This window comes from Pseudomonas sp. PDM17 (assembly GCF_014851985.1).
Taxonomy (GTDB): domain Bacteria; phylum Pseudomonadota; class Gammaproteobacteria; order Pseudomonadales; family Pseudomonadaceae; genus Pseudomonas.
On sequence record NZ_JACVAT010000007.1, the window covers coordinates 21,688 to 47,221 of the forward strand.

Genomic DNA, 25,534 nt, shown 5'->3' on the forward strand with positions numbered 1-25,534 from the left:
GTCGCCGCGCCCTACATAACAATTTCAATAAAAGGCCGACAGATGAGTGCTCCCAGTGCAAAAGGCGCCAATGGCGATCTGGTGCAGGGCTTCAAGCCCCGCCACGTAACCATGCTCTCCATCGCGGGAATCATCGGCGCAGGCTTGTTCGTCGGCTCCGGCCACGCGATTGCCGCCGCCGGTCCCGCCGCCATCGTCGCCTATGCCCTCTCCGGGCTGCTGGTGGTGCTGGTGATGCGCATGCTCGGCGAGATGGCCGTGGCCAGCCCCGATACCGGCTCCTTCTCCGCCTACGCCGACCAGGCCATCGGCCGCTGGGCCGGCTTCACCATCGGCTGGCTGTACTGGTGGTTCTGGGTGCTGGTCATTCCCATCGAGGCCATCGCCGCCGGGGTCATCCTCAACAACTGGTTCCCGCAGGTCGAGACCTGGGTCTTCGCCCTGTCGATGACGCTGCTGCTCACCGTCACCAACCTGTTCAGCGTCGCCAAGTACGGCGAGTTCGAATTCTGGTTCGCCATGCTCAAGGTGGTCGCCATCGTCGCCTTCATCGGCCTGGGCGCCGCCGCGCTGTTCGGCCTGCTGCCGGGGCGCGAGGTCAGCGGCCTGCACAGGCTGATGGGCGAACACGGCGGCTTCATGCCCAACGGCTGGACGGCCATCTTCAGCGCGCTGATCACCACTCTGTTCAGCTTCATCGGCACCGAGGCGGTGACCATCGCCGCCGCTGAATCCAGCGACCCCAGCCGCAACATCGCCAAGGCCACGCGCTCGGTGATCTGGCGCATCAGCGTGTTCTACCTGCTGTCGATCCTGGTGATCATCTCAGTGGTACCGTGGAACGACCCGCGCCTGGTGGAGATCGGCTCCTACCAGCGCACTCTGGAACTGCTGAACATCCCCAACGCGCAACTGCTGATGGACCTGGTGGTGCTGGTCGCCGTGGCCAGCTGCCTGAACTCCTCGGTGTACATCGCCTCGCGGATGATCTATTCCCTGAGTCGGCGAAACGATGCGCCGGCCTTCATCCAGCGCACCTCCGCCGCCGGCGTGCCGCGCGCGGCGGTGATCGCCAGCACGCTGATCGGCATGTTCACCACCCTGCTCAACTTTTTTGCACCTGGAAGACTCTTCGAATTCCTGCTGGCCAGCTCCGGTTCCATCGCGCTGCTCGTCTACCTCGCCATCGCCGTGTCGCAGCTGCGCATGCGCGGCATCCTGCGCCGACGCAACCACGAGCTGGTGTTCCGCATGTGGCTGTTCCCCTGGCTGACCTGGCTGGTGATCGGGATCATCAGCTTCATCCTCGCGGTAATGTTCATCATGCCGACGCACCGCATCGAGGTGAGTTCGACCCTGGCGCTGACGGTGATCATCATCCTGCTCAGCCAGACCAGCCGGCGCACTTCACCCTCAGGCCAATCCGCCCTCGGCCGCCGTGCCGTGCGCGGCTGAGCCGGTCACCAAACCACGCAGACGAGGTGCCGATTGGTCGAACGCCGCCAGTTCAGTGGGGCCATGCAGGGCCGCAACCTGCGCTACCTCGACGGTGATACCAGGGAGCCCGGTCGCCTCGCGCGGGTTGGCTTCCTGCTGCTGGAACATTTCTCCCTGCCCGCCTTCACCCAGGCGCTGGACACGCTGGTCACCGCCAACCTGATCCGCACGCAGACGTTCGCCACGCAGACTTTCAGCCTCGATGGTGAGTCCGTCACCAGCGACCTCGGCCTGGTGATCTGCCCCGGCGCCATGCTGACCTCGACGCAGCTCGCCGAGCTGGACCTGCTGGTGGTCTGCGGCGGCCTGCGCACTCCGCTGCGCGCATTATCCGAACTGACCCGCCTGCTGCAAACGGCCGCCGACAAGGGCATCGCCCTGGCCGGCCTGTGGAACGGCGCCTGGTTCCTCGGTCAGGCCGGCCTGCTCGACGGCTACCGGTGCGCCATCCACCCGGAGAACCGCGCGGCGCTGGCGGAAATCGCCCGGCACAGCGAAGTCACCAGCGAGAGCTACCAGGCCGACCGCGACCGCCTCACCGCCGCCAGCCCCACGGGCGCCTTCAACCTGGTACTGGAGTGGATCAACGCCCGCCACGGCCGCGAACTGGTGGACGCCATCGTCGACATCCTCGCCTTCGAGGAATCACGCTTCCGCCGCACCCGCCCGGCGCTGCACGAGAAGCTCAGCGAGCCGCTGCGCGAGGCGATCAACCTGATGAGCGCGAACATCGAAGAGCCGCTGAACCAGGACCAGCTGTCGAGCTACGTCGGGCGCTCCAAGCGGCAGATCGAGCGACTGTTCCAGGAGCAACTGGGGACCACGCCGGTGCGCTACTACCTGGAGCTGCGCATCACCGAAAGCCGCCGCCTGCTGCAGCACTCCAGCCTGCCGATGTACGAGGTCGGCCTGGCCTGCGGCTTCGTCTCGCCCAGCCATTTCAGCAAGTGCTACACGTCGTTCTATGGCTACTCGCCGTCCAAGGAGGCGCGCTACGGCTGCGTGAAAGCCCAGCGCACCCTGTAGGTGCCGGGAAATGCCGGCGCCAGCCATAAAAAAACCGCGCCCTGGGGCGCGGTTCTTCATTCTGCAGCCGGTCAGGCCAGTGGCGGCGTGCTCGGCGGTACCAGGCGCTTGGAGCCGGTCGCTTCGAAGGCCGCGGCGAAGCGCAGCAGCGCGGAGTCGTCATAGGCGCGACCGGCGAAGGTCAGGCCCACCGGCATACCGATATCGGCCATCACGCCCATCGGCACGGTGACGGTCGGCACGCCCAGGTGACGGATCGCCAGGTTGCCGTTGGCGACCCAGATACCATTGCTCCAGGCGATGTCGGCCGACTCCGGATTGACGTCGGCGTCCGCCGGGCCGACGTCGGCCACGGTGGGGAATAGCACGGCGTCGAGCTTCAGGCCGTCCATCCAGTCTTCCAGGTCGAGCTTGCGGGTCTTCTCCAGGCCGCGCAGGCCGTCAGGCAGGGACTCGATCTGGTCCCAGGTCTTCAGGCCGCGCTTGGCCATGTTGACGTACTCGTCCATGCCGGCGACCAGGTCGTCCTCACGGTTCGGCAGCGTGCCCGGGTCATGCGGGAAGATCTGCGGGCCATCGACGTCGGCCAGCTTGTTCAGCTTGGGGTCGCCGTTGGCGCGGAGGAAATCGTCAAAGCCCCAGCCGGACAGCTCCCACAGTTCGTCATGCATGAACTGCTCGGTGACGAAACCACGGTTGAACACGGTCGGCGCGCCTGGGCGGTCGCCCTCGCAGTTGGAAACCAGCGGGAAGTCCACTTCGACGACCTCGGCGCCGGCGGCTTCCAGGGCCTTGCGGGCCTGTTCCCAGAGATCGATGACCGAAGCGCGGGTGTTGATGCGCTGGCCGGTAGGGCCGCCGATGCCAGGCTTCTCGCTGGTGCCGGCCAGTTCGTCCTTGTTGATGAACATGCGCGGCACGCCCAGGCGCTTGCCCTTGAGGGCTTCGGGGCCTGCAGCGAGGTCCAGGTAGGACGCCGGGCGCACGTCGGCAACGGCGGGGATCGGCACCCACGGCTGCAGGCGCCAGAGGTCGCCACGCTTGTCGGTGTCTTCAGCGACGACCACGTCGAGCACTTCCAGCAGGTCGGTCATGGTGCGCGCATAGGGCACGACCACGTCCATGGTCGGGGTCAGCGGCCAGTTGCCGCGCACCGAGATCACGCCACGGGACGGGGTGTAGGCGCACAGTCCGTTGTTCGAGGCCGGGCCACGACCGCTGGACCAGGTTTCCTCCGCCAGGCCGAAGGCCGAGAAGCTCGCGGCAGTCGCGGTGCCGGCGCCGTTGGAGGAACCGGAGGCGAACGGCGCGGTGAGGAACTTGCGATTGTACGGGCTTTCAGCACGGCCGTAGACGCCGCGCTGCATGCCACCGTTGGCCATGGGCGGCATGTTGGTCTTGCCCAGGCAGATGGCGCCGCCGGCGCGCAGACGCTCGACGGTGAAGGCGTCGCGGTAGGCGACCAGGTCCTTGAAGGCCGGGCTGCCGGAGGCGGCGGTCAGGCCCTTGACCAGGTAACTGTCCTTGGCGGTATAGGGGATACCGTCCAGCGGGCCGAGTGTCTCGCCACGGGCGCGGCGGGCGTCCGAGGCTTCGGCTTCCTGCAGGGCCTGCGTGTTGCGCACGACCACGGCATTGAGCTTGCTCGGGCCATCGTAGGCATCGATGCGCGCGAGGTAGGCCTTGACCAGTTCGACCGCGGTGGTGCGGCCCGACTCCAGGGCTTCACGCAGCTGCGCAATGGAAACTTCGGTTACCTCGATCATGCTTTCACCGTCGGCTGAAGGGTGGTGGGAAGGGGAAGGTCTGCGTCGCGACGGACCCAGACGGCGCAAGTCGGAAAATGCGTGTTCATCTCGATTCTCTTGTACTTCTGTTACGCGACGGGAGTGAGTGTACCGTCGGCCGGCGGCAGCGTTCAGCGCCCGGCGGACAAACCGGATGCGCATCCTGGGCACGGAAAGGCGAATACAGCCGCCAGGGCGCACACACTGGCATGACCGATCAGAATACACAACAGTCGTAAATTAAAAAAAACGCCCATCAAGTGGGGGCTCGACGGGCGATAGGTGGGCGCTGGGGGGAGCGCCCCTGGAGAGTGAATCAGCGGCAGCCCGAAGGCAGACACTGACGCAGGCTATTCGCCGCCTGCCGGCGCTGGGCGGGCCGCTGGGGGGAGCGGCCCGCTCGAAGTCGGTTCAACTGTGCTGTGCGCACTGGTAGGCGGCATCCAGCAGCTCGCCCTTGTCCTGCCAGGCACTGCGCTGGTAGGCGCTGAAGTGGTTGCCACCGGCGATCGGGGTCACCTGGACGATGCCACTGGCCTGCCGCGGATCGGCGCTGCCGGTGAGCAGCTGGCGGGTGGCGCCGCTGTCACTGACGAAGGTAGCAGTGCCGGGGGTGAGCCGGCCGTCGACACAGCTCAGGTAGGTGCTGCTGTCCTGGGCGGTGGTACCACCCAGGCTGTCCCAGCTCAGCCGGGTTTCCGAGGTCGCCGCGCAGCCGGTCAGACTGGCCACGGCCAGCAGCAACGGACCAAGGGCGATGCGGGCGGCCAGGCGATTGGGTGTGGGGCGCTGTGTGTTCATCGTTTCTGTCCCTTGCTCGGTTCGACAAGCTCTTGGGACAGATAGTCAGCTGCGCCCGGCCGGCGCACCACTCGATTGCATCGATAGTGAAGCTCGACGTCGTCGATGGTTGCGCGGCTACGGGTTGGCGCACCGCCGCGCAGGAAGTTCGAACCCTACCCGCCCGGCCGGGTCGCAACTCAGGAAGGCCCTGCATTGATGACCCCGGAGGACACGCCATGAGCTATGACTGGGACCTGATCGAACGCCTGCTGCTGCGCGCCCAGGAATGCGCCGACCAACCCTACAAGGCCCGCGAGTGCGGCGAGGAAGTGGCCGAGCAGCACCGGCTGCAGGGCGAGCCGGTGGACGGCAGCGTCGATCACCTGAAGAAAGTCGCCGGCGACCTGGAAGGCGACCTGCTCGCCAATGGCTACATCCAGGAACGCCCGCGCGAGCACGGTGGCACCGGCAACAACTTCGAACTGACCGAACGCGGCACCGAGCTGCTGACCCTGATCAGCCGCAGCTTCCCGGACCATCTGGTGTTCCGCCAACTGCTCGACGAACAGGGCGAAGCCGCGTTGCTGCCGGAAACCTTCGACCTGCTGGCCGAGCGCGCCACCCGCGACCGGGTGAACGACCGGCCGGAACGCTGACGCGCCAGCCGCCAAGCATCAGGTATCAAGCATCAGGCGGCAGGCAGTTCCATCACCATCTCGTGCCACGCCATGCCGCCGTGGTCGGACGCCGACGGCTTCACGTAGCGGAAGCCGAAGCGTTCGTAGAGCGGTACGTGGCGGTCCTTGCACATCAGGTGAATAGTGCGCTTGCCCAGGCCGGCCATGCGTTCGATGAAGGTACGCATCAGCAATGTGGCGTAGCTCCTGCCCTGCTGCGCAGGGTCGATCACCACCGACATGATCACCACGTTGGGCGCCGCCGCATCGTGGCCGATGAGCTCCTTGAACTCCTCGTCGGACATCACCACCTCGAACGCGCAGCCGCTGTTGATGAAGCCGATGATCTCACCGCCCAGCTCCATGATCAGGAAGCCTTCGGGGTACTGTGCGATGCGCGTGGCGATCTTCTCCCGCGTCGCGGCCTCGTCACCTTCGTAGGCGGCTATCTCGATCTCGAAGCAGCGGTCGGTGTCGGCCGGGGTGGCGATGCGGAAAGTCGGTTGGCTCATGGTGATGTTCCGGTGGATCAGATGGATCGGAGACAGCAGGATAATGAAAGCGCAGAATGCACGTACTGCATTTTTTTCACCGGATACTGAACATCATGCATGCCAACCTGCGCCGTCTCGACCTCAATCTGCTGCTGGTGTTCGACGCCCTGTTCCGTCACCGCAGCGTGGTGAGCGCCGCCGACGAACTGGCCATGAGTCCCTCCGCTTGCAGCCACGCACTGGGCCGCCTGCGCGACACCCTGGGCGATGAGCTGTTCGTCCGTGCCGGTAGCGCCATGCAGCCCACCGCCCAGGCCGAGCTGATGGCCGAAGGCATCGGCGAGGCCCTGGCCCTGCTCGCCGAACGACTGTCCAGCGCCGCGCCTTTCGACCCGGCAAGCACCACCCAGACCTTCGTCTTCGCCGCCACCGACTACACCAGCTTCACCCTGCTGCCGGGGCTTGTTTCGCGGATCGAGAAACTCGCCCCGCACCTGCGCATCAAGGTGGTCTACGCGACCCAGCAGGACTCGCTCGACGACCTGCGCGAAGGCCGTGTGCACTTCGCCTTGGGGGTTACCCACGAGCGCAGCGAAGGCGATGCCCTGGAGGCCATCGAGTGCTTCAGCGACGACTACGTGGTAGTCGCGCGCAAAGGGCACTCGCGGATCAGCGGCGGGCTTTCACTGCAGCATTACCTGGCCGAGCGGCACGTGGTGGTGCTGCCCTGGAGCGACGCCGTCGGCGTGATCGACGCTGCCCTGGCGCTCCAGGACATTCAGCGCGACGTGGCGGTACAACTGCCCAGCCTGCTGGCCGCACCGAGCCTGGTCGCCGCCTCCGATTACCTGCTCACCCTGCCCCGCCGCGTGGCGCAACAGCTCAATGCCGACGGTGCGCTGGTGTTGTTCCCGGCGCCCATCACGCTGCCGCGCTACAGCCTGCGCATCCTCTACCACCCGCGCCATGCGAGCCGCCCGGCGCACCGCTGGCTGCGCGAGCAGATGCTGCAGGCGCGGGGCGACACCTAGCGGCCCTCCGGCAGTCTGGCGATCACCTTGATCTCGAAGTCGAAGCCATACAGCCAGGTCACGCCCACCGCCGTTGCCGTCGGATAGGGCGCCATGCCCCAGTAGTCGGCAGCGACCTGCCAGGCACGCTCGAAATTCATCTGCGGATCGACCATGAATACCGTCACGTCGATCACGTCCTCGAAGCTGCAGCCGGCGGCGGCGAGTATCGCGTTGAGGTTGTCGAAGGCCCGGCGCACCTGGGCTTCCAGCTCCGGTTCGGGCGAGCCGTCCTCGCGGCTGCCGACCTGGCCGGAGACGAACAGCAGGCCGTTGCTGCGGATCGCCGGGGAATAGCGATTACGTTCATAGAGGGCCTGGCGGCCAGCGGGAAAAACCACGTCGCGAGTAATCATGGACTTGCTCCATCAGAGGGGGCCAAAGCCCCGGTTTCAACGATGGAGTCAGGTTAGGGCGCGGCGCACCGGCGATAATCGGGCAATACGGATCAGCATTGTTTGTAGAATCCAAACAATCAGCCCTGGGACAGCCTCTCTTTCACCAACCAGCCGGAGCCACCATGGACCGTTTCGATGCGATGCAAGCCTTCGCCCGCGTGGTGGAAACCGGCAGCTTCACCAAAGCCGCCGACACCCTGCACATGAGCCGCACCAGCGTGACCCAGCTGATCCAGCAACTCGAGGCGCGGCTGCGTGTGCGCCTGCTCAACCGCACCACGCGCAAGCTCAATCTCACCGCCGATGGCACGGCTTACTACGAGCGCGTGGTACGCCTGCTGGCGGACATGGACGATGCCGAGACCAGCCTCTCCAGCGCTGCCGCCCTGCCGCGCGGGCGCCTGCGAGTGGACGTCCCCAGCCCGCTGGCGCGCCTGCTGCTGATCCCCGCGCTGCCCGACTTCCACGAGCGCTATCCGGACATCCAGATCGACCTGGGCGTCAGCGACCGCATGGTCGACCTGATCGACGAGAACGTCGACTGCGTGGTGCGCGGCGGCGAGCTCGCCGACCTGTCGCTGATGGCGCGCAAGGTTGGCGAGCTGCAACTGGGGGTTTTCGCCGCTCCCGCCTACCTGCAACGCGCCGGTGTGCCGCAGCACCCGAGCGAGCTGGAGAACAGCCAGCAACGCATCGTCGGCTACCTCTGGGCGCGCACCGGCAAGCCGCTTTCCTATGCCCTGCAGAAGGATGGTGAGAGCGTTCAGGTCCACGGTCGCCCGGTGCTCACGGTGGACGATGGCAACGCCTACCTGGCCGCCGGGATTGCCGGCATGGGCGTGCTCTGGTTGCCGCGTTACATGGCGCTGGATGCCCTGGCGCGCGGCGAACTGGTGGAACTGTTCGGTGACTGGAGCATGGAGAGCATGCCGCTGTACCTGGCTTTCCCGCCCAATCGCCACGTCAGCGCCAAGCTGCGGGTCTTCATCGACTGGGTCGCCGAGCTGATGGCGCGGCATGCCCCAGTGGCCCACCCGCCGCTCTAGCCCGCGCAGCTTCAGCCCAGGCGCATGGACAGTTCCACATCGTCCGCGAAGGGAATCGACAGGTAGCGCCCGCCCGGCAGGCGAACTTCGGCGAGGTACTCCGGGCAGTAGTCGGCGTTGTCGGCGATGACCATCGCGCCGGGGCGCAGGCGGCTTTCCACCAGGGCGAGGATCTCCGGATAGAGCGACTTGGCGCCGTCGAGCAGCAGCAGGTCGATGCTCTCCGGCAGGTCGCAGGCCAGGGTCTGCAGCGCGTCGCCCTGGCGGATTTCCACCAGGTCGGTCAAGCCGCCGGCCTCCAGGTTGGCTTGCGCCCGCGCTACTTTCGACGGCTCGAACTCGCTGGTGATCAGCCGGCCACCGCCGTTGTCGCGCAGCGCCGCCGCCAGATGCAGGGTGGAGATGCCGAACGAAGTGCCGAACTCGACAATGTTCTTCGCGCCGATGCCGCGCGCCAGCATGTACAGCAGCGCACCGGTTTCCCGCGAGACGGGCAGCGGCTGGTCCTTCAGTTGGCCGTAGAGTTCGCGGTACTGCGTCTTGCTCTGCATCAGGCGGGTCAGCGCGGCCTGGTCGAGGTTGGCGAAGGCCGGGCTGGACTGCGGAGAAGCCGCGTCGGCCTCCTCGAACAGGTGTTGCAGCAAGGGCGCCACGGGGGCGGAAGTGAGGGTTGTCATGGTGGGTTTCCCGTGTGGAATTTGAGTGCGCAAAAGCGCCCGACTAGAATGCGATCTTTTCGTCAGGTTTTACTATTCGCATTGTCGGAGCCAGCCATGAGCGAACGCCGCAGCCCGCGTATTTCCACGCGCAAGGAGCCGAAACAGGCCCGTTCCAACGACCTCGTGACGGCCGTTCTCGACGCTGCTGTTCAGGTTCTGGAGAAGGAAGGCGCCCAGCGTTTCACCACCGCGCGGGTCGCCGAGCGCGCCGGGGTCAGCGTCGGTTCGCTGTACCAGTACTTCCCGAACAAGGCCGCGATCCTGTTCCGCCTGCAGAGCGACGAGTGGCGGCAGACCACCGAGATGCTGCGCGGCCTGTTGGTCGATGAAAGCCAGCCGCCGCTGCAACGCTTGCGCAACCTGGTGCACGCCTTTATCCGCTCAGAGTGCGAGGAAGCGCGCATGCGCATCGCCCTGAGCGATGCCGCCCCGCTCTACCGCGACGCCCCCGAGGCCAGGGAAGCCAAGGCTGCCAGCGAAGGCGTCTTCCAGGCGTTCATCGCCGAAGTCCTGCCGCAAGCCAGCGACACGCAGCGCACGCTGGCCCGCGAACTGATCACCACGACGCTGGGTTCGGTGGGCAAGCAGTTCTCGGAAAGCCCGCGCAGTGCGCAAGAGATCGAAGCGTTCAGCGGAGCGATGGCGGATATGTTCTGCGCATACCTGGAAAGCCTGGTGAAGTAACGGCTCACGCCCTGCAATGCACCAGCAGCACCTCGGCCCGAGCCCCCGGCATCATCGCCAGCAATCCGGCGACAAGCTGGTCACCCGCTTCGCGCAGGGCCTCCAGCGGCATCTCCGGCAGGCTTTCGAGGATGAACCACATACGCTGCGCCTCGGCATCCAGACGGGTGCGTACGCCCTGTCGCCAGTTCCAGCGCCGGCAGGTGACGCCGAAGTCGTCGCGCCAGATGACTTCGCCGGCATCGGGTGATTCATGGGCCGGCGCACCGTCCTTCACGGTGTCGAAGGTTTCGCTGCCTTCGGCGATCACCAGGCGCGGAGTACCGGCGTAGGCGGCGAGGTTTTCTCCGCCCACCGGGATAGCGAACTGCACGCTGATGGCGTTGTACAGGTCCACTACCGGATCGATGCTCGGCAAGCTGCCGTCACGCAGCGCGCGTTTGCGCAGCGCTTCCGCCGAACAGGGCGTGCGCTGGGGCTTGGCGCCGAAGCGGCGGAACACCTCGGCCCAGGCCGCCAGGTGCGCGTCACCCCAGGCCGGCTCGCCCGCCGCCAGTGCCGCGCAGGCTCGCTGCAGCGCCAGCTCCGCCACCTCCGGATGGAGGATCGGTGCGGCGTCCAACGTGATGCTCAGGGCTAGAAAGCCAGGAGCGATGGCGGCGATGGCGGGATCGATCTGGGGCGTGACGCGTTGCATGGCGAAATCCTTGTACGGTGAAACGGGGCGATTCGGACTCTCAGGTTGCCCGCCTCAGCGGCGGACGAAGTTGCGCTTGTTGTAGTCGCCCCAGGCGACGGAGAGGGTTTTCAGCACACACAGCAAGGCGGTCCATCTGGACTTCATTGGAATAGCTCCGGAACAGTAGGAATGGGCACGAACAGCGCACCCGACCCAGATAGTTCTACCGGCATAGCCCCGTTGCTGCCATGAAATCCCCGAATGATTGATTAGCCCTGCTTATGCGGAACCGTGAAAATCATCTTTGCTAATTCCGCCAGGCTTTAGCTGAACTGAACTGTCGGGCCGCAGAAATCGTGCATTGAAGTACACCCTCGCCAGCGGTGAGATGGGCCGGCGGACAACCCGCCGCCCTGACAACAACGAGAAAGAGGTTCGCGCCCCATGCGCACGCTGATCAAAGTCCTGGCCCTGGCTTCCACCACCCTCCTCGGCGCGCCCTTCGCCACGACCGCCGCGGAAGCACCCAAGTCCGAAGCCCCCAAGGCTGAAAAGCCGGCCTTCGTGGTACACAAGCTGACGGACTTCCTCTACGCCATCGGCGAGCCGAACTACTACCAGAAGAATTATTCGTACCTGCTGGTGGGTGCGAACCAGGCGCTGATGTTCGACTCCGGCGCCAACCAGAAGGAAGACATCACCCAGGTCGCCCACCAGATCACCGACAAGCCGCTGTCGGTGCTGCCTTCGCACCTGCACTTCGACCACCTGGGCGGGCTGCACAACTTCCAGAGCATCTACCTGGTGGATACGCCCTTCACCGCGAAATTCCGCCGTGCCGACGGCCTCTTCCAGGTGCCCGAGCCGGTCTACCTGGGCAACATCGACCACATGACTCTGGCACCCTTCAAGGTCTCGCGCCTGGTGAAGCCCGACGAGGTGATCGACCTGGGCGGCCTCAAGCTGCGCCTGCTAAGCATGCCCGGCCACACGCCGGACGAAGTGGCGCTGTTCGATGAGGCGCACAACATCCTGCTCTCCGGCGACCACCTCTATCCGTCCTGGCTGCTGGCCGGGAACCTCAAGGACTACGTGGCCTCACTGGATTCCACGCTGAAGGTGATCAACCCGCAGACCACCCTTTACGGCGCCCACGCCGACGAGGACCCGAGCAAGGTGCCGGCCATGACCTACGCCGACGTGGTGGCAGTGCGCGACAAGATGCAGCAGATCCAGGCCGGTCGCGCCAAGGGCGAAGCCTTCAGCGACCCGGAGCTGATCAGGAGCTCGGAGCTGTACAAGGTAGAGAAGGACATCAGCATCCTCACCGACATCCAGTTCACCGATGGGCGCGGTTACGGCTACTGAGCCGGCTCGCTGATCGACAGCAACCACTCGATGAACGCCCGGACCTCCGGGCGTTCACGTTTCGCCTCGGGGCAGACCACGTAGTAGTTGTGCACCGCCGCCACCGAGATCGGCAGCGGGCGCACCAGCCGGCCTTCGTCGAGGTCGCGCTGTGACACCGTTTCATCGCTGAGCGCCACGCCGAAACCATCGCGCGCTGCCTGCAGGACCATGCCGAAGTCTTCGAAATGGATGGCCTCGGCACCACCCCGACTGTATCCAGCCTCGGCCAGCCATTGCTGCCACTGGCTGCCGTCATCCTCATGCAGCAGCCGGTGCCGCGCCAGGTCGGCAGCCTCGACGATGGCCAGCGGCCCACGCAGGTATTGCGGGCTACACACCGGCGTCATGCGGATGCCATGCAGCAGGCGCCACCAGACACCCGGCCATGGTGGCGTGCCGTAGATAACCGCCACGTCGGCGCGGCGCCAGTCCACCTGCGGCATGCCCGGAGCGGTGATCACGCTGACCCGCACCGAGCGCGACACCTCCATGAAGCGCAGCAACGGCCGGGTCAGCCACTCCACGCCTTCGGCCGGCGGGATCGACAGGCAGATGTCCACCCTGTCCTCGTCCAGCCGGACGCCCGCCTGCAACGCCTGGACGGCCCCGGTGATCTCGCCCAGCGCACTGGCCACGCGCCTCTGCAGCTCGCGGCCGCTGTCGGTCAGTACCAACTGGCGGCCACGCTTCTCGAACAGCTCCACGCCCAGGCTGGCCTGCAGCGCCTTGACCTGCTGGCTGACCGCGCCTGTGGTGACGTGCAGCTCGACGGCAGCCGCGGCCAGGCTACCCAGGCGGGCCACGCTTTCGAACACCCTGAAACTGTGCAGCGGTGGGAGGGCCATCTCTTTTCGAAATCCGGCAATAACCAAGGCGGACGGTTATAGCAGGAGCAGCCTTCGTCGGGGAGAACGACGAGCTCGGAGCATGACTGGCCCGCAATTTGCGATGACCTGTGTACAGGGGGCCGGCAAGAACCTTTCGGAGCTTTGCATGCAGCCAAGTAGTGCTTTTGGATTCAAACATGCACACATTTCGTGCAAGACACACCGAGTCAGGTTTTCTTGCAGAACACCTATTGCAGAGCCATCGCCCCTGAGAAAACACATAACCGACCGGTCAGATTCCGGACCACTGGCCGAAAACATGTATACAAAACAGTGGATATTCACCACTAACTTTGTCTACAGTGGCCCCACAACAAAAACAAGCGAGTCCTCAGCCATGAATGATCGTTCAGCTGTAGCGTCCGCCGGAGCACGCCCGGAAGACGAGAACCTCGGAATCGGCGCCAACCTGGCGTACGGCCTGCAACACGTTCTGACCATGTACGGTGGTATCGTCGCCGTGCCCCTGATCCTCGGCCAGGCGGCCGGGCTCTCCCCCAGCGAGATCGGTCTGCTGATTGCCGCCTCGCTGTTCGCCGGTGGCCTCGCCACCCTGCTGCAGACCCTCGGCATTCCCTTCTTCGGCTCGCAGATGCCGCTGGTGCAGGGCGTCTCCTTCGCCGGTGTCGCCACCATGATCGCGATCCTCGGCGGCGGCTATGAGGGCGGCGGCCTGAACGCCGTGCTCGGCGCGGTAATGGCGGCCTCGTTCATCGGCTTCCTGATCACGCCGATCTTCTCGCGCATCACCAAGTTCTTCCCCCCGCTGGTCACCGGTATCGTCATCACCACCATCGGCCTCACGCTGATGCCGGTAGCGGCGCGCTGGGCCATGGGCGGCAACCCCAAGGCACCGGACTTCGGCAGCATGGCCAACATCGGTCTGGCCGCGCTCACCCTGGTGATCGTCCTGCTGCTGAGCAAGCTGGGCAGCGCGTCCATCTCGCGCCTGTCGATCCTGCTGGCCATGGTGATCGGCACCCTGATCGCCGCCGCTCTTGGCATGACTGACTTCTCGCGCGTGGCCGAGGGCCCGATGGTCGCCTTCCCGGCGATCTTCCACTTCGGTATGCCGACCTTCCACATCGCCGCGATCCTCTCGATGCTGATCGTGATCATGGTGACCCTGGTGGAAACCTCGGCGGATATCCTCGCCGTCGGTGAGATCATCGGCACCAAGGTCGACTCCAAGCGCCTGGGCAACGGCCTGCGCGCCGACATGGCGTCGAGCATCCTGGCGCCGATCTTCGGCTCCTTCACCCAGAGCGCCTTCGCCCAGAACGTCGGCCTGGTAGCCGTGACCGGCGTGAAAAGCCGCTACGTGGTCGCCACCGGCGGCCTGATCCTGGTGACCCTCGGCCTGCTGCCGGTGATGGGCCGGGTGATCGCCGCAGTACCTTCCTCCGTGCTCGGCGGCGCCGGCGTGGTGCTGTTCGGCACCGTGGCGGCCAGCGGTATCCGCACCCTGTCCAAGGTGGACTACCGCAACAACATGAACCTGATCATCGTCGCCACCTCCATCGGCTTCGGCATGATCCCGATCGCCGCGCCCAGCTTCTACGAGCACTTCCCCAGCTGGTTCGCCACCATCTTCCACTCGGGCATCAGCTCGGCGGCGATCATGGCCATTGGTCTCAACCTGTTGTTCAACCACCTCAAGACCGGCAACTCCAATCAGCAGTCGGTGTTCGTCGCCGCCGAGGAGCGCACCCTGCGCTACCGCGACATCGCCGCGCTGAACGAGGGTGACTACTTCCAGAACGGCAAGCTGTACGACGCCGAAGGCAACGAGGTCCAGGTGGTCGGCGACGATCACGACCACGACGAGCACCACGCGCCAGCCGCCAGAACGGTGAAGCGCGAGACGGTGAACAGCAGCGCCTGACGCTCAGTCAGACGCCCATGAGAAAGGCCCCTTCCGGGGCCTTTTTCGTTCTTGCCAGCCAAGAGCAGCTTCAGTGCAGCGCCACCGCCGAGTCTTCTTCGGCCGAAGCCACTACCATCGCCACCGGTTCAGCATGCAGCGGTTCTGACTCCGTTTCTGCCTGCGGCGGCGCGCTCACTTCCAGCATCAGCGATGCCGAAGGCCCGCCACCCGGCGGCGGGTTGACCACCACCACGGCCAGGCTGCCGCCAACAGCCACATCCTCGGGCAACAGCTGGAAAGCCAGGCGCGAACTGTCGGCCAGCGACGTTTCGCGCTCCTTTCCATTCACCTGCACCCGTGCGCCACGGCTGAAACCCTTGCCACGCAAGGTGACGTAAAGCGACTGGGCATCGAGGACTGGCGGCTGTGCTTCGGTGATGACGGCAAGGGGGTTTTCCAGCGGGTCCTTGCGCCGCGCGTCACCGGCCGGATGGCGGGTGCGAAACAGCGCATCCAGGAGGACGGCGAACTTGTCGGTGCCCTGCTTGGACGCCATCCCCACCAGAGCGGCCATGGCCATCAGCCCATAGAGATTGACGCTGGCCGGTTCGCTGGCGCCGCTCACCGTGAGGAACACCGCGCGCACGATCAGGTAGAGCATCAGCGCCAGCGCCATGCCGATACAGGGCTTGAGCAGGTACCACCAGATCCAGCTGGCCATGAAGCGGTCGTTGCCGACGAAGTCGCCGAAGGACTTCGCGACATGGACGAAACTGCCCAGCGCGCCTGCGACCATGACCATCACCAGCAGCCGCGCGTCCGGGCCCGGACACCAGCCGATCAGGCATTGCACGCCGGGGTCGCCGACTGCGCCGGCGTGAGGAAACTGCGGGTAGGACTGCGGCCACAGGCCGACCAGGGCGACCGCGAGGGCCAGGGCGAGGAGCATCAGCCCCGCCCCCATCAGGGTGATCTGCAGGGTATTGGCGCGTCGTCTCTTGCTGCGTGTCTCCATCATGCGCTCCGGGCAGAAGGTCAGCGGGAAAAACGCCCTGCCGCGAAGGGTGTTTCCCGCCTTCGCACGACGAACAGAGAAATTCACGTTAGCGCAGCGCCAAGCCGCTGCAAGAGGCCCTGGTGATTTTTTAACCGCTGTCTCGGGGGCGTTACGTAACGCTGGCGAAACAGCGCGCGCGAAGGCCCGCGCTCAGGCCACTTCAGCCTCGGACTGGGGTGCATCCAGTAGTCCGATAAATGCCCGCAGCGCCGGCGTATCGGTGCCGCGCCGCCAGAACAGCCAGGTCGTGGCGTCGGCATGCTGCGGCGCCAGGCGGTGGATCGCCACGTTGCGCCCGCCGGCCAGGCTCTCGAACATCGCCCGCGGGATGATCGCCACGCCGCCGCCCGCCGCGATGCAGGCGAGCATGCCGTGGTAGGACTCCATCTCCATGATCTTGCCCGGCACCACGCGGTGCTCGGCGAACCAGCCTTCCAGGCGCTTGCGATAGGAGCAGGTATCGCGGAAGGCGAACACCGTCTCCCCCGCCACGTCCCGCGCGTCATGCACCGGCGCGTGGTGCCTGGCGCTCATCAGCACCAGCTCCTCGCGGTATACCGGCTTGCCGTCCAGCTGCGGGTGGTTGGCCGGGCCGTCGGCAAAGGCGGCGATGAAACGGCCGGAGAGCACGCCGTCGATCATCTCGCCCGAGGGGCCGGTGGACAGGTCCAGCTGCACCTTCGGGCACTGCTGGTGATAGCGCGCCAGCATTTCCGGGATGCGTACCGCCGCCGTGCTCTCCATCGAGCCCAGGGAGAAGCCGCCATGGGGTTCGGCGCCCACCGCCACCTGCCGGGCCTCCTCCACCAGATCGAGGATGCGCTCGGCATATTCGAGGAAGCTGCGGCCGGTCGGCGACAGACGGAGGCGCAGCTTCTCGCGGATGAATAGCTCGGTGCCCAGCTCCGCTTCCAGCTGTTTGATCCGCGTGGTGAGGTTCGACGGCACGCGATGTAGACGGGCCGCAGCGGCAGTGATGCTGCCCTCGTTGGCGACGGCGCGGACGATTTCCAACTGGGTGAGGTCCATGATTCTCTCCGAGAGAAAGAGTCTTTCTTGATTATTCATTTTACATGAATGGTTGCGCATCTTAATTTCTGCGCCATCCCGGAGCCATCCCGCCCGGACGAACGACCGGCCTTGCGCCTCCCCATAGAACAAGCAGGACTCACCATGAACCAGATCGCCGCCATCCCCGCTGCCATCTCCCGCAGCCCCGCCACCGGCCAGGAACTGGCCCGCTACACCTTCGAAGATGCCGCCCAGCTGGAGACCTCGCTGGCTCGCACCGATGCCGCGTTCCGCCAATGGCGCGACACCAGCATCGCCGAACGTGTCGCCGTGCTGCGCAAGATGGCCGAAGTCCTGCGCGCCAACGTCGAGCCGATGGCCCGCATGGAAGCCCAGGAAATGGGCATGCCGGTCACCCAGGCCCGTGGCGAGATCAACAAGTGCGCCAACCTCTGCGAGTGGTACGCCGACAACGGCCCGGCCATGCTCGAAGACGAGAAGACCAGCATTGAAGGCGCATACATCTCCTATCTGCCGCTGGGCCCGGTCCTGGCCGTGATGCCGTGGAACTTCCCCACCTGGCAGGTCATGCGTGGCGCGGTGAGCATCATCCTGGGCGGCAACACCTACGTCCTCAAGCACGCGCCGAACGTCATGGGCTGCGCCTATCAGCTGCGCGACGCGTGGCTGCAGGCCGGCCTGCCCGAAGGCGTGTTCGAGGTACTGAACGTCGAGCCGCCGCTGGTCTCCAAGGCCATCGCCGATGACCGCATCGCCTCCATCGCCGTGACCGGCAGTGTCGGCGCCGGCGCCGCCATCGCCTCCCAGGCCGGTGCCGCGCTGAAGAAGTGCGTGCTGGAGCTGGGCGGTTCCGACGCCTTCATCGTGCTCGCCGACGCCGACCTCGACGCCGCCGTGAAAGCCGCCGTCGCCAGCCGCTTCGGCAACTGCGGCCAGGTGTGCATCGCCGCCAAGCGCATGATCCTCGAAGAATCCATCGCCCCGGCCTTCACCGAGAAACTGCTGGCCGCCGTCAAGGCGCTGAAGATCGGCGACCCGCTGGCGGACGACACCTTCGTCGGCCCGATGGCCCGCTTCGACCTGCGCGAGGAACTGGACGGCCAGGTTCAGCAGGCCATCGCCGATGGCGCCACTCTGCTGCTGGGCGGCCACAAGCTCGAAGGCGAAGGCAACTACTACGCGCCGACCGTGCTGGCCGACGTGAAGCCGGGCAACACCGCGTTCAAGAAGGAAATCTTCGGCCCCGTCGCTTCGCTGATCGTCGCCCGCGACGCCGAGCATGCCCTGGAGCTGGCCAACGACAGCGAGTTCGGCCTCTCCGGCGCGATCTGGAGTGCCGACAAGGCCAAGGCCCAGCACATGGCCCGTCGCCTGGTCAGCGGTGGCGTGTTCATCAACGGCTTCTCCGCCTCCGATCCCCGCGTACCGATCGGCGGCGTGAAGAAGAGCGGCTTCGGTCGCGAGCTGTCGCACTTCGGCCTGCGCGAGTTCACCAACCCGCAGACCGTGTGGATCGACCGCAAGTAAGTCGCCCCAAAAAAAAGGCCCCTTCCAGGGGCCTTTTTTTTGCGTGCGTGGCAGAGCGTCCGCATCGGTGCATCAACTGCAGGAGCGGGCCACGCCCGCGATCGCGCGCACGGCCCGCTCCTGCAATCTACGTCAAGGCTTGCTCGCGCCCTTCTTCAGCTGAAGAAGTTCCTGGGTGCTGTGCCGCAGGTTCTCGGCCAGGCTGCCCCGCTCGTTGAAGCAGTCTTCGACGAGCCAACCGCCAGCCGTGCGATGCAGCAGCAGGCCAAGATCGCGGTCCTCACCCGTCAGGGCATCCTTGAGCACCACCCGCGCCTTGAGTCGGTCCTCGTCGACCGTGTCGAACTGCAGCGTCTTCACCTTGATATCGCCCCAGTCCTGGCAATCGCACAACGGGTCGCCACCGAGGTAGCCCAGCTCGCCATCAGCGGCGTCCTGGTCAGCCTTCATCAGTGCGATCAGCGAGGCATCGTAGACGTCCTCTTCCTTCAATGTCGGGTTCGGCACGCCCGGGCCGTCCGGCGTATAGCTGGCGTACAGCCGGCGCAGGAAGCGTTCCGCGCTGGCGCTATCGGTCGCCGAAGTCGAGGCCGCGAGCGAAGTATCGAAGAGCGTCAGCAGTATCAGCGACAGGGCGAAAGCGGATCGCAGGAAGGCCATGGGATTCTCCATCGGTCAGCCGGGCATCATCGCCCAGTGCAGCCTCGAAAATCCGTGATGTGGTTAAAGCTGCGGCCGATAGCCTCGGGGCAACCGCCAGCCCCACCGGCAAGGCCCCCGGCTAGCACCTGAGTAGGATGGGCGGAGCTTGCGATACCCATCGAGCGGATCGGAAAGTTAAGCGATGGGTATCGCTACGCTCCACGCCATCCTACGACGAGCGCAAAGGCGAACGTCCGATGGGGCCGTAGGGCGCATAACGTCAGCGGCGTTATCCGCCGGGTCGGTTCGATCAGGATCGAGGATGATAGCCCTGGGCGAGCAGCCAGCCCTGGAAAGCACGCCGTTGCGCCACAGGCAGGTCCGCCAGTACCTGGGCCTCGGGCTCCGCCCGCAGCCGCCGCAGCCAGGGCGCCAGCTCCAGCCCGTCGAGGTGCCAGATGCCCAGCGGCTGGTCGGCGCTGACCACCACTTCCGCCTCATCGACGAACTCGCCCTTCAGCACCGGGGCGCGCTCGATGCGCAAGCTGGCGAAGTCCGCCGGCACGTGGCTCGGCTGTTCGTCCGGCCAGGCGCGACGGGCCTGCCAGAACGGCTGATCGGCCCACCGCGTTTCGCTGGCATAGAAGTCGCGGCCGACGCGGGCAAAGCGCAGGAACAGTTGCTCGACCCGTTGCTGATGGAAGCGCCGGGCCAATGCCGCGCGCTCCGGCGCGCGCAGCAGCGTGTTGATCACCAGCGGCGCCTGCAGGGCCGAAGACAGCGACTGGAAGATGCCATTGCCGGACAGCGGGTCCACCGCCATCGCCGCATCGCCCACGCGAATCCAGTTGTCGCCACAGGCTTCCAGGCAGAGGATCGCCGTGCTGCTGCGGGCGTGCAGGTCCAGCTCGTGCTCGGCGGCATCGCCGAAGAACTGTCGGACCAGCGTCGACGCATTGCGGCGCTCGCGGCAGTAATCGAGCAACTGCTCGCGGGGCGGCAACTGGCTGCTCGCGACATCCAGGGTGAGCTGCCAGTAGCAGCGCCCGTCCTCCAGCCGCGCCATCCACGCCCAGCCATCGGCCAGGCTTTCCACCGCCGTCGCCAGCGGGCCAGGCCCGCCCTGCCAGCGATTGAGCAGGCTGAGGGTCTCCGGGCCACGTCGGGCCTTGGCTCCCTTCTGACTCAGCGGCGCCTGCCGGCCTCGGGCCTCGACCAGAAAGGCGCCCTGTACTTCCCGGCCGCCTTCGAGCTTTATGCGCCACCCAGAGGCTTGTTCGGCCACGGTCAGCACCTGGGCTTCGATCAGCCCGACGCCGGCCTGCTTCAGGTCCTCGCGCAGCCCGGCATCGAAGCGCGGGCGGTCGAGGACGCATTCGATGTTCTGCGCGCTTTCCACGCCATTCCACTGCACGCGCCGTTGCGAAGGCGGCGCGGCGCACTCCAGCGCGCGCTTCAGGCCGGAATTGCGCAGACCTTCCAGCACGCGCTGGGACACACCTTCCACCGCAGCGAAGCGACGCCATTCACTGATCACGGTAACGGGATGGCCCAGGCGGCGCAGGCCGAGGGCAACCGCCGCTCCGGCAGGGCCGGCACCGAGGATCAGGATGGGGAGATCACTCATGCTCCGGATGCCCTCACCCTAACCCTCTCCCAGAGGGAGAGGGGACTGTTCGGTGCTTTTGGAGGTTTCTGCGCACGCCGATAGCAATGGACAAACGCCAGAGATGAGCCCCTACGGAGGACGGCCCCCTCTCCCTCCGGGAGAGGGCTGGGGTGAGGGGGACGGACTCGACCTCCACTCACAACCCCACCCTCCGCTCAATCCCCCGAAAAGCCGCCCGCGCCCGCATCAGCTCGACGAGCTGAACATTCGACAGCTCCGGCCGCTGCGCCAGCAACGCCGCCAGATGCCCGGCGAAAGCCGCACATCCCAGGCTCGCACCGGAGCGCCCACCCACCTTCACCGCCGCACCGAAATCGGCCTGAGGGCTGTCCAGCCAGGACCACTCGCCCTCGCCGCAACGGGCATCGCCCGTCACCCGGATCACCCCCGCGTAGCTCGCCGGAAACACCGGCTCGCCCCGCGCCGGGCTGGAGGCGCAAACCAGTACGCCGGCCTCGATCAGCTCCGCCACGGCCTCGCGCAGGATCGGCCGGTCCTGTCGCACGCCCAGGCTCAGGTTGATCACCCGCACGCTCTGCTCGCCGAGCCAGTGCAGCGCGGCGGCGATCTGCAGCGGGCTGGTCACGCCACGCTCATCGAAGACCTGGGCGACGCACAGACGAGCTTCAGGTGCATGGGAAAGAATGGCTTCGCAGACGACGCTACCGTGACCCAAAGCATCCGCCGCAGCCTCGTCGTCAGCGTGGCCGTCGTCAGTCAGGAAGAACCGCCGCGCACCGCTGACGCTCGCGGACTGGGAGTCAGCGAAACCACTGTCGACCACGCCAACCCGCAGTTCAGGCCTCATGGTGCTGCACCGGCTGCGCCTCACGCACACGCATCTGCCCATCCTGCAATTCCAGGTGCAGGTCGGCGGCGGCCAGGGTCGAAGTGCGGTGGCTGATCAACAGGCGCGTGCGCCCGGCGAACAACTGGTCGATGGCCGCGATCACCTCGCGCTCGGTGCTCTCGTCCACCTGCGACGTGGCTTCGTCGAGCACCAGGATCAGCGGGTCCTGCAACAGCGCGCGGGCGATGGCGATGCGCTGTTTCTGCCCCCCGGAAAGCTGCTGGCCACGCTCGCCCAGCGGGCTGTCGAGGCCTTCGGGCAGGCTGGCGATCAGGCTGTCCAGCTGCGCCGCGCGGGCGGCCTTTTCGATGGCGTCGCGGCTCGATTCGGGTGCGCTGTAGGCCAGGTTGTCGGCGAGGCTGCCGCGGAACAGCACGATGTCCTGGCTGACCACCGCCACGCGCCGGCGCAGGGCATGCAGGTCAAGTTCGCGCAGGTCGATACCGTCCAGCAGAATGCGCCCCTGGTCCGGGTCGTAGAAGCGTTGCAGCAGATCGATCAGGGTGCTCTTGCCCACCCCGGACGGGCCGCTCAGCGCGACCTTGAGGCCGGCGGGAATCACCGCCTGCACAGCCTGCAAAACCGGCTGCACACGGCCCGGCCAGGCGTAGTGCAGATTCTCCAGGCGCAGCTCGCCCACCGCCGGCATCGGTCGCGGCGTGGCGGGCGAAACAATGGTCGCTTCCTCGCCGCGCAGTTCCATCACCCGGCCGAGGCTGACGGTCATGCGCTGCAGCGCAACGTACAGGCCGAGCAGGCTCTGCACCGGCCCGATGGCCATGCCCAGATAGGTGGAAAAGGCGATCAGCGACCCCAGCTGCCAGGTGCCCTGCACCACCCAATAGCCACCGACCAGGAAGGCGCAGGCACGGGACAGCGACATCAGCGTGCCGGGCACCGCCTGGGTGAAGAACTCGGTGAGTTGCAGGCGCAGCAGTTGGCCGAGGTAGCCCTGCCCCAGCCCTTCCAGGCGCCCGGACTCTCGGGATTGCTGGCCGGCGGACTGGATGAATTTCATCGCCGGCAGCGTCTCGACGAAGAACGACGACAGGTCCGCCGAACGCTCGCGCAGGCCGCGCGCCTCGCGCTCCACCTTGCGCCGCATCCAGCGCAGCCAGAGCACGTCCAGCGGGATCAGCAGCGCCACCAGCAGCGAGAGCTTCCATGACAGGGTGAGCAGCAACACCAGCGCGCCAACCAGGCCAATCACGCTTGAGACGGCGGAGAACAGCGAGTCCACGGCGAAGCGCTGGATTTCGGCGACGTCGCCGTCGAGACGGGACATCAGGTCGCCGATGCGGCGGCGGCCGAAGAAGCTCGGCGAGAGCGTCTGCAGGTGGCGGTACAGCGCGTCGCGCAGGGAGAACAGGATGCGCCCGGACAGGCGCGTGTGCAGGTAGCGGTTGAGGCCGGACAACGCCGTGCCGACCAGGCCGACGACGATCATCGCGCCGGCCACCATCACCAGCACCGGGAAATCCTTCGCCAGCAGGCCGTCGTCGATCAGCGTCTTGGTCAGCCAGGGCTGTGCGAGCACCAGGATCGAGGCACAGAACGACAACCCGAGCAGCCCGGCGATGGCTGCCTTGTGCGGCTTGACGAAGCCGTACAGCCAGCGCAGCGAGGCCTTGAGTTGCTGCGGGTCGTCGCTGTCGATAAGGCGGGTGAAGAACATCAGCCCACCTTGAGTTGCTTGAGCTTGCGATACAGCGTGGCGCGGCTGATGCCCAGTGCGTCGGCGGCGGCGGAGACGTTGCCCTGGTGGCGCTCCAGCGCCTGGCGGATCAGCTCCAGTTCGTTCTCGCGGATGCTGCCGCTCTGCGGGCGCTCGCCGGCGGCGAGTTCGTCCAGGGTGCTGTCGGGCAGGTGGTCGAGGCTCAGTTGCTCCTCGCCCTCCTCGCGCATGGCCAGCGCGGTGCGCAGGACCATCTCCAGCTGGCGGATGTTTCCAGGCCAGTGGTACTCGCGCAGCAGGCCGAGCAGCTCGGCGGAGAGCTTCACCTTGGGAGCGCCCAGGCGCGCCAGCAGACCGGTGGCCAGCTCGGCAAGGTCGTCGCGCTCGCGCAGCGCCGGCAACTTCACGCTGATGCCGTTGACGCGGTAGTAGAGGTCCTCGCGGAAGTGCTTTTCCTCCACCAGGCGCTTCAGGTCGCGGTGCGTCGCACAGATCAGCGCGACGTCGATGTCCTGCTCCTCGCCGGCACCCAGCGGCGCCACCTTGCGCTCCTGCAGCACGCGCAACAGGCGCGCCTGCAGGGCCAGCGGCATGTCGCCGATTTCGTCGAGGAACAGCGTGCCGCCATGGGCCTGCTGCAGCCGGCCGACCATGCCGCCGCGCCGCGAGCCGGTGAAGGCGCCGTCGCGGTAGCCGAACAGTTCGGATTCGATCAGGCCCTCGGGGATCGCCGCGCAGTTCACCGCGACGAAGGGTTTGTCGCTGCGCGAGCTGGCCTGGTGCAGGGCGCGGGCGACCACTTCCTTGCCGCTGCCGGTTTCACCCAGCAACAGTACCGGCAGTTCGTTGACCAGGCCCTGACGCGCCATGCGCAGGGCGCGGGCATAACGCGGGTGGCTGCCGGCGAGAGCTTCGAGTTCCGGGCCGGCGGCCGGGCGCGGTGCGCGGGCGCTGACCGGCACCGCGTGGCTGCGCAGCGGCGCCTGCAGCGTCTTGTAGAACAGCTCGCCCTTGGGCGTCTGCAGGCTGCCGACGCCGCCCTGGTAGAGGCGGCCGAGCAACTGATCGCCACGCAGGCCGAGGAAATCTTCGCTGCGCCGGCCCACCAGGCTTTCGCGGTGGGCGCCGAGCAACTGGCAGGCCTGGCCGCTGACGGCCAGTATCTTGCCGTCCAGTCCCAGCGCCAGCAGGCCCTGCCAGGCGGAATCGAGGTATTGGCGGCGGTAATGGAAGGCGATCACCACCTGCCCCGGATGGCTGACGGCGAACAGCCGCGCCTCAATCTGGAACACCGCGAGGCTGAGCAGCGAGAGGCTTTCGCGCGGGCCGGAGAGCGGCCCCTCACGGGTCATGTCGAGCACGCCGAGCAGCGTGCCCTGCGGACCTTCGATGGGCACCGAGGTGCAGGAGAAGCGGCTCAGGCGGTCGAGGAAGTGCTCACCGCAGTCAATCTGCGTGGCGCGCTTTTCCACCAGAGCGGTGCCCAGGGCGTTGGTGCCGCGCGAGGCTTCGCTCCAGCAGGCGCCCTGGACGATATCGGCCAGGCCCTTGCTCTGCATGCGCTCGCGGGCGCCCTCGACGCAGAGGATGGTGGCGTCGGCGTTGGCCAGGATGATCACGCCATCATGGCCCTGGCGCTGTTGCAGGTAGTCGAGTTCGGGGGTGGCGGCGTCGAGCAGCAGGCGGTTGCCAGCCAGCAGCACGTCGGGTTTCACCCGCGTATCGAGGCCGTGCTCGGTGCCGCTGGCGCAGTCCAGGCCATGGCCGACGCTGCGCCGCCAGGAAGCGTCGATTTCCTCGCGGAGCACGCCGCTGGGGACTTCGCCTTCCTGTTGCAGGCGTTCACGGGCCAGGTGGGCTTCACGCAGCAGGTCGCTGCTTATTGTTCTTGTAGTCATGCATCGCTCCGGTAGGTTCCGTGCCCCTTTTCAGGGATGTCGGGGCGCGGAACTCGCAGGCTGGTCAGGGCTGTGTACACCCGCAGACGGCGTCAGTAAAGGGGAAGCCCCAGGTAGGAAAGTCTAGTAGGGAGCAGCAGGCAATTCCCGCGCCACTCCC

23 protein-coding genes are annotated in these 25,534 nt (G+C 66.5%); 9 read left to right on the forward strand and 14 right to left on the reverse strand.

Annotated elements, in window-relative coordinates; genetic code table 11:
• Positions 1-42: 42 nt before the first annotated feature.
• Both gabP and IB256_RS23670 read left to right on the forward strand, forming a co-directional pair.
• Positions 43-1,455: a GABA permease gene (gene gabP / locus IB256_RS23665; protein WP_192296300.1), complete on the forward strand. Its 1,413-nt coding sequence runs from the start codon at positions 43-45 to the stop codon at positions 1,453-1,455.
• A 63-nt stretch (positions 1,456-1,518) separates the two neighbouring features.
• Positions 1,519-2,523: a GlxA family transcriptional regulator gene (locus IB256_RS23670; protein WP_192404516.1), complete on the forward strand. Its 1,005-nt coding sequence runs from the start codon at positions 1,519-1,521 to the stop codon at positions 2,521-2,523.
• A gap of 71 nt (positions 2,524-2,594) precedes the next feature.
• Here IB256_RS23670 and IB256_RS23675 read toward each other — a convergent pair whose 3' ends face one another.
• Both IB256_RS23675 and IB256_RS23680 read right to left on the reverse strand, forming a co-directional pair.
• On the reverse strand, positions 2,595-4,289 hold the full coding sequence (locus IB256_RS23675; protein WP_192404318.1) for an amidase: 1,695 nt from the start codon (positions 4,287-4,289) through the stop codon (positions 2,595-2,597).
• Positions 4,290-4,721: 432 nt separating this feature from the next.
• Positions 4,722-5,111, reverse strand: a complete 390-nt coding sequence (locus IB256_RS23680; RefSeq protein ID WP_225601930.1) for a hypothetical protein — start codon at positions 5,109-5,111, stop codon at positions 4,722-4,724.
• Between the two features lie 218 nt (positions 5,112-5,329).
• On the opposite strand from IB256_RS23680, the gene IB256_RS23685 reads away from it, so the two are divergent.
• Positions 5,330-5,749, forward strand: coding sequence for a transcriptional regulator (locus tag IB256_RS23685; protein ID WP_081516638.1), 420 nt, complete (start codon positions 5,330-5,332; stop codon positions 5,747-5,749).
• A 32-nt stretch (positions 5,750-5,781) separates the two neighbouring features.
• On the opposite strand, the gene IB256_RS23690 is transcribed toward IB256_RS23685, so the two are convergent.
• Positions 5,782-6,282: a GNAT family N-acetyltransferase gene (locus tag IB256_RS23690; RefSeq protein ID WP_192296298.1), complete on the reverse strand. Its 501-nt coding sequence runs from the start codon at positions 6,280-6,282 to the stop codon at positions 5,782-5,784.
• 95 nt (positions 6,283-6,377) lie between these two features.
• Here IB256_RS23690 and IB256_RS23695 point away from each other — a divergent pair, with 95 nt between their 5' ends.
• Positions 6,378-7,295 (forward strand): LysR family transcriptional regulator, encoded by a 918-nt coding sequence (locus IB256_RS23695; protein WP_225601931.1) that lies wholly within the window; start codon positions 6,378-6,380, stop codon positions 7,293-7,295.
• On the opposite strand, the gene IB256_RS23700 is transcribed toward IB256_RS23695, so the two are convergent.
• Positions 7,292-7,690 carry a RidA family protein gene (locus IB256_RS23700; protein ID WP_192404320.1) on the reverse strand — a complete coding sequence of 133 codons (399 nt, stop codon included), beginning with the start codon at positions 7,688-7,690 and terminating at the stop codon, positions 7,292-7,294. The two genes, IB256_RS23695 and IB256_RS23700, sit on opposite strands and share 4 nt — an antisense overlap.
• A gap of 164 nt (positions 7,691-7,854) precedes the next feature.
• On the opposite strand from IB256_RS23700, the gene IB256_RS23705 reads away from it, so the two are divergent.
• Positions 7,855-8,778, forward strand: coding sequence for a LysR family transcriptional regulator (locus tag IB256_RS23705; RefSeq protein WP_192296296.1), 924 nt, complete (start codon positions 7,855-7,857; stop codon positions 8,776-8,778).
• Positions 8,779-8,789: 11 nt separating this feature from the next.
• Here IB256_RS23705 and IB256_RS23710 read toward each other — a convergent pair whose 3' ends face one another.
• The gene (locus IB256_RS23710; RefSeq protein ID WP_192404322.1) at positions 8,790-9,455 is read right to left on the reverse strand and encodes an O-methyltransferase; all 666 of its coding nucleotides are present in this window, start codon (positions 9,453-9,455) and stop codon (positions 8,790-8,792) included.
• A gap of 96 nt (positions 9,456-9,551) precedes the next feature.
• Between IB256_RS23710 and IB256_RS23715 the strand changes: the two genes are divergently transcribed.
• Entirely contained in the window at positions 9,552-10,181 is a 630-nt protein-coding gene (locus tag IB256_RS23715; protein WP_192404325.1) for a TetR family transcriptional regulator, read from the forward strand.
• Between the two features lie 4 nt (positions 10,182-10,185).
• Here IB256_RS23715 and IB256_RS23720 read toward each other — a convergent pair whose 3' ends face one another.
• Positions 10,186-10,878, reverse strand: a complete 693-nt coding sequence (locus IB256_RS23720; RefSeq protein ID WP_192404327.1) for a B3/4 domain-containing protein — start codon at positions 10,876-10,878, stop codon at positions 10,186-10,188.
• 426 nt (positions 10,879-11,304) lie between these two features.
• Here IB256_RS23720 and IB256_RS23725 point away from each other — a divergent pair, with 426 nt between their 5' ends.
• A complete protein-coding gene (locus tag IB256_RS23725) occupies positions 11,305-12,228 on the forward strand; it encodes an MBL fold metallo-hydrolase (RefSeq protein WP_192404329.1) in 924 nt (307 codons plus the stop codon).
• Here IB256_RS23725 and IB256_RS23730 read toward each other — a convergent pair.
• Positions 12,222-13,115: a LysR substrate-binding domain-containing protein gene (locus tag IB256_RS23730; protein ID WP_192404331.1), complete on the reverse strand. Its 894-nt coding sequence runs from the start codon at positions 13,113-13,115 to the stop codon at positions 12,222-12,224. The two genes, IB256_RS23725 and IB256_RS23730, sit on opposite strands and share 7 nt — an antisense overlap.
• A 379-nt stretch (positions 13,116-13,494) precedes the next feature.
• On the opposite strand from IB256_RS23730, the gene IB256_RS23735 reads away from it, so the two are divergent.
• On the forward strand, positions 13,495-15,042 hold the full coding sequence (locus IB256_RS23735) for a nucleobase:cation symporter-2 family protein (protein ID WP_192296290.1): 1,548 nt from the start codon (positions 13,495-13,497) through the stop codon (positions 15,040-15,042).
• A gap of 70 nt (positions 15,043-15,112) precedes the next feature.
• Here IB256_RS23735 and IB256_RS23740 read toward each other — a convergent pair whose 3' ends face one another.
• The gene (locus IB256_RS23740) at positions 15,113-16,039 is read right to left on the reverse strand and encodes a hypothetical protein (RefSeq protein WP_192404333.1); all 927 of its coding nucleotides are present in this window, start codon (positions 16,037-16,039) and stop codon (positions 15,113-15,115) included.
• Between the two features lie 192 nt (positions 16,040-16,231).
• Positions 16,232-17,110, reverse strand: a complete 879-nt coding sequence (ptrR, locus tag IB256_RS23745; RefSeq protein WP_192296288.1) for a putrescine utilization regulator PtrR — start codon at positions 17,108-17,110, stop codon at positions 16,232-16,234.
• 144 nt (positions 17,111-17,254) lie between these two features.
• Here ptrR and IB256_RS23750 point away from each other — a divergent pair, with 144 nt between their 5' ends.
• A complete protein-coding gene (locus IB256_RS23750) occupies positions 17,255-18,640 on the forward strand; it encodes an NAD-dependent succinate-semialdehyde dehydrogenase (RefSeq protein ID WP_192296287.1) in 1,386 nt (461 codons plus the stop codon).
• A 132-nt stretch (positions 18,641-18,772) separates the two neighbouring features.
• On the opposite strand, the gene IB256_RS23755 is transcribed toward IB256_RS23750, so the two are convergent.
• The 5 genes from IB256_RS23755 to IB256_RS23775 all read right to left on the reverse strand — a co-directional run bounded on the left by IB256_RS23755 (position 18,773) and on the right by IB256_RS23775 (position 25,374).
• Complete coding sequence (locus tag IB256_RS23755) at positions 18,773-19,300, reverse strand: DUF3828 domain-containing protein (RefSeq protein WP_192296286.1); 528 nt, start codon at positions 19,298-19,300, stop codon at positions 18,773-18,775.
• A 292-nt stretch (positions 19,301-19,592) separates the two neighbouring features.
• Positions 19,593-20,909, reverse strand: a complete 1,317-nt coding sequence (locus tag IB256_RS23760) for an NAD(P)/FAD-dependent oxidoreductase (protein ID WP_192296285.1) — start codon at positions 20,907-20,909, stop codon at positions 19,593-19,595.
• Between the two features lie 178 nt (positions 20,910-21,087).
• Positions 21,088-21,759, reverse strand: a complete 672-nt coding sequence (locus tag IB256_RS23765) for a S8 family serine peptidase (RefSeq protein WP_192404335.1) — start codon at positions 21,757-21,759, stop codon at positions 21,088-21,090.
• On the reverse strand, positions 21,749-23,476 hold the full coding sequence (locus tag IB256_RS23770; protein WP_192404337.1) for an ABC transporter ATP-binding protein: 1,728 nt from the start codon (positions 23,474-23,476) through the stop codon (positions 21,749-21,751). The genes IB256_RS23765 and IB256_RS23770 overlap by 11 nt, the downstream gene beginning before the upstream one ends.
• The gene (locus tag IB256_RS23775; protein ID WP_192404339.1) at positions 23,476-25,374 is read right to left on the reverse strand and encodes a sigma-54-dependent Fis family transcriptional regulator; all 1,899 of its coding nucleotides are present in this window, start codon (positions 25,372-25,374) and stop codon (positions 23,476-23,478) included. Before IB256_RS23775 ends, IB256_RS23770 begins: the two co-directional genes overlap by 1 nt.
• Between the last annotated feature and the right edge of the window lie 160 nt (positions 25,375-25,534).

Coding starts and splice junctions, on each gene's coding strand:
- gabP (WP_192296300.1), top strand. CDS start 43: ATGAGTGCTCCCAGTGCAAAAGGCGCCAATGGCGATCTGGTGCAGGGC.
- IB256_RS23670 (WP_192404516.1), top strand. CDS start 1,519: ATGCAGGGCCGCAACCTGCGCTACCTCGACGGTGATACCAGGGAGCCC.
- IB256_RS23675 (WP_192404318.1), bottom strand. CDS start 4,289: ATGATCGAGGTAACCGAAGTTTCCATTGCGCAGCTGCGTGAAGCCCTG.
- IB256_RS23680 (WP_225601930.1), bottom strand. CDS start 5,111: ATGAACACACAGCGCCCCACACCCAATCGCCTGGCCGCCCGCATCGCC.
- IB256_RS23685 (WP_081516638.1), top strand. CDS start 5,330: ATGAGCTATGACTGGGACCTGATCGAACGCCTGCTGCTGCGCGCCCAG.
- IB256_RS23690 (WP_192296298.1), bottom strand. CDS start 6,282: ATGAGCCAACCGACTTTCCGCATCGCCACCCCGGCCGACACCGACCGC.
- IB256_RS23695 (WP_225601931.1), top strand. CDS start 6,378: ATGCATGCCAACCTGCGCCGTCTCGACCTCAATCTGCTGCTGGTGTTC.
- IB256_RS23700 (WP_192404320.1), bottom strand. CDS start 7,690: ATGATTACTCGCGACGTGGTTTTTCCCGCTGGCCGCCAGGCCCTCTAT.
- IB256_RS23705 (WP_192296296.1), top strand. CDS start 7,855: ATGGACCGTTTCGATGCGATGCAAGCCTTCGCCCGCGTGGTGGAAACC.
- IB256_RS23710 (WP_192404322.1), bottom strand. CDS start 9,455: ATGACAACCCTCACTTCCGCCCCCGTGGCGCCCTTGCTGCAACACCTG.
- IB256_RS23715 (WP_192404325.1), top strand. CDS start 9,552: ATGAGCGAACGCCGCAGCCCGCGTATTTCCACGCGCAAGGAGCCGAAA.
- IB256_RS23720 (WP_192404327.1), bottom strand. CDS start 10,878: ATGCAACGCGTCACGCCCCAGATCGATCCCGCCATCGCCGCCATCGCT.
- IB256_RS23725 (WP_192404329.1), top strand. CDS start 11,305: ATGCGCACGCTGATCAAAGTCCTGGCCCTGGCTTCCACCACCCTCCTC.
- IB256_RS23730 (WP_192404331.1), bottom strand. CDS start 13,115: ATGGCCCTCCCACCGCTGCACAGTTTCAGGGTGTTCGAAAGCGTGGCC.
- IB256_RS23735 (WP_192296290.1), top strand. CDS start 13,495: ATGAATGATCGTTCAGCTGTAGCGTCCGCCGGAGCACGCCCGGAAGAC.
- IB256_RS23740 (WP_192404333.1), bottom strand. CDS start 16,039: ATGGAGACACGCAGCAAGAGACGACGCGCCAATACCCTGCAGATCACC.
- ptrR (WP_192296288.1), bottom strand. CDS start 17,110: ATGGACCTCACCCAGTTGGAAATCGTCCGCGCCGTCGCCAACGAGGGC.
- IB256_RS23750 (WP_192296287.1), top strand. CDS start 17,255: ATGAACCAGATCGCCGCCATCCCCGCTGCCATCTCCCGCAGCCCCGCC.
- IB256_RS23755 (WP_192296286.1), bottom strand. CDS start 19,300: ATGGCCTTCCTGCGATCCGCTTTCGCCCTGTCGCTGATACTGCTGACG.
- IB256_RS23760 (WP_192296285.1), bottom strand. CDS start 20,909: ATGAGTGATCTCCCCATCCTGATCCTCGGTGCCGGCCCTGCCGGAGCG.
- IB256_RS23765 (WP_192404335.1), bottom strand. CDS start 21,759: ATGAGGCCTGAACTGCGGGTTGGCGTGGTCGACAGTGGTTTCGCTGAC.
- IB256_RS23770 (WP_192404337.1), bottom strand. CDS start 23,476: ATGTTCTTCACCCGCCTTATCGACAGCGACGACCCGCAGCAACTCAAG.
- IB256_RS23775 (WP_192404339.1), bottom strand. CDS start 25,374: ATGACTACAAGAACAATAAGCAGCGACCTGCTGCGTGAAGCCCACCTG.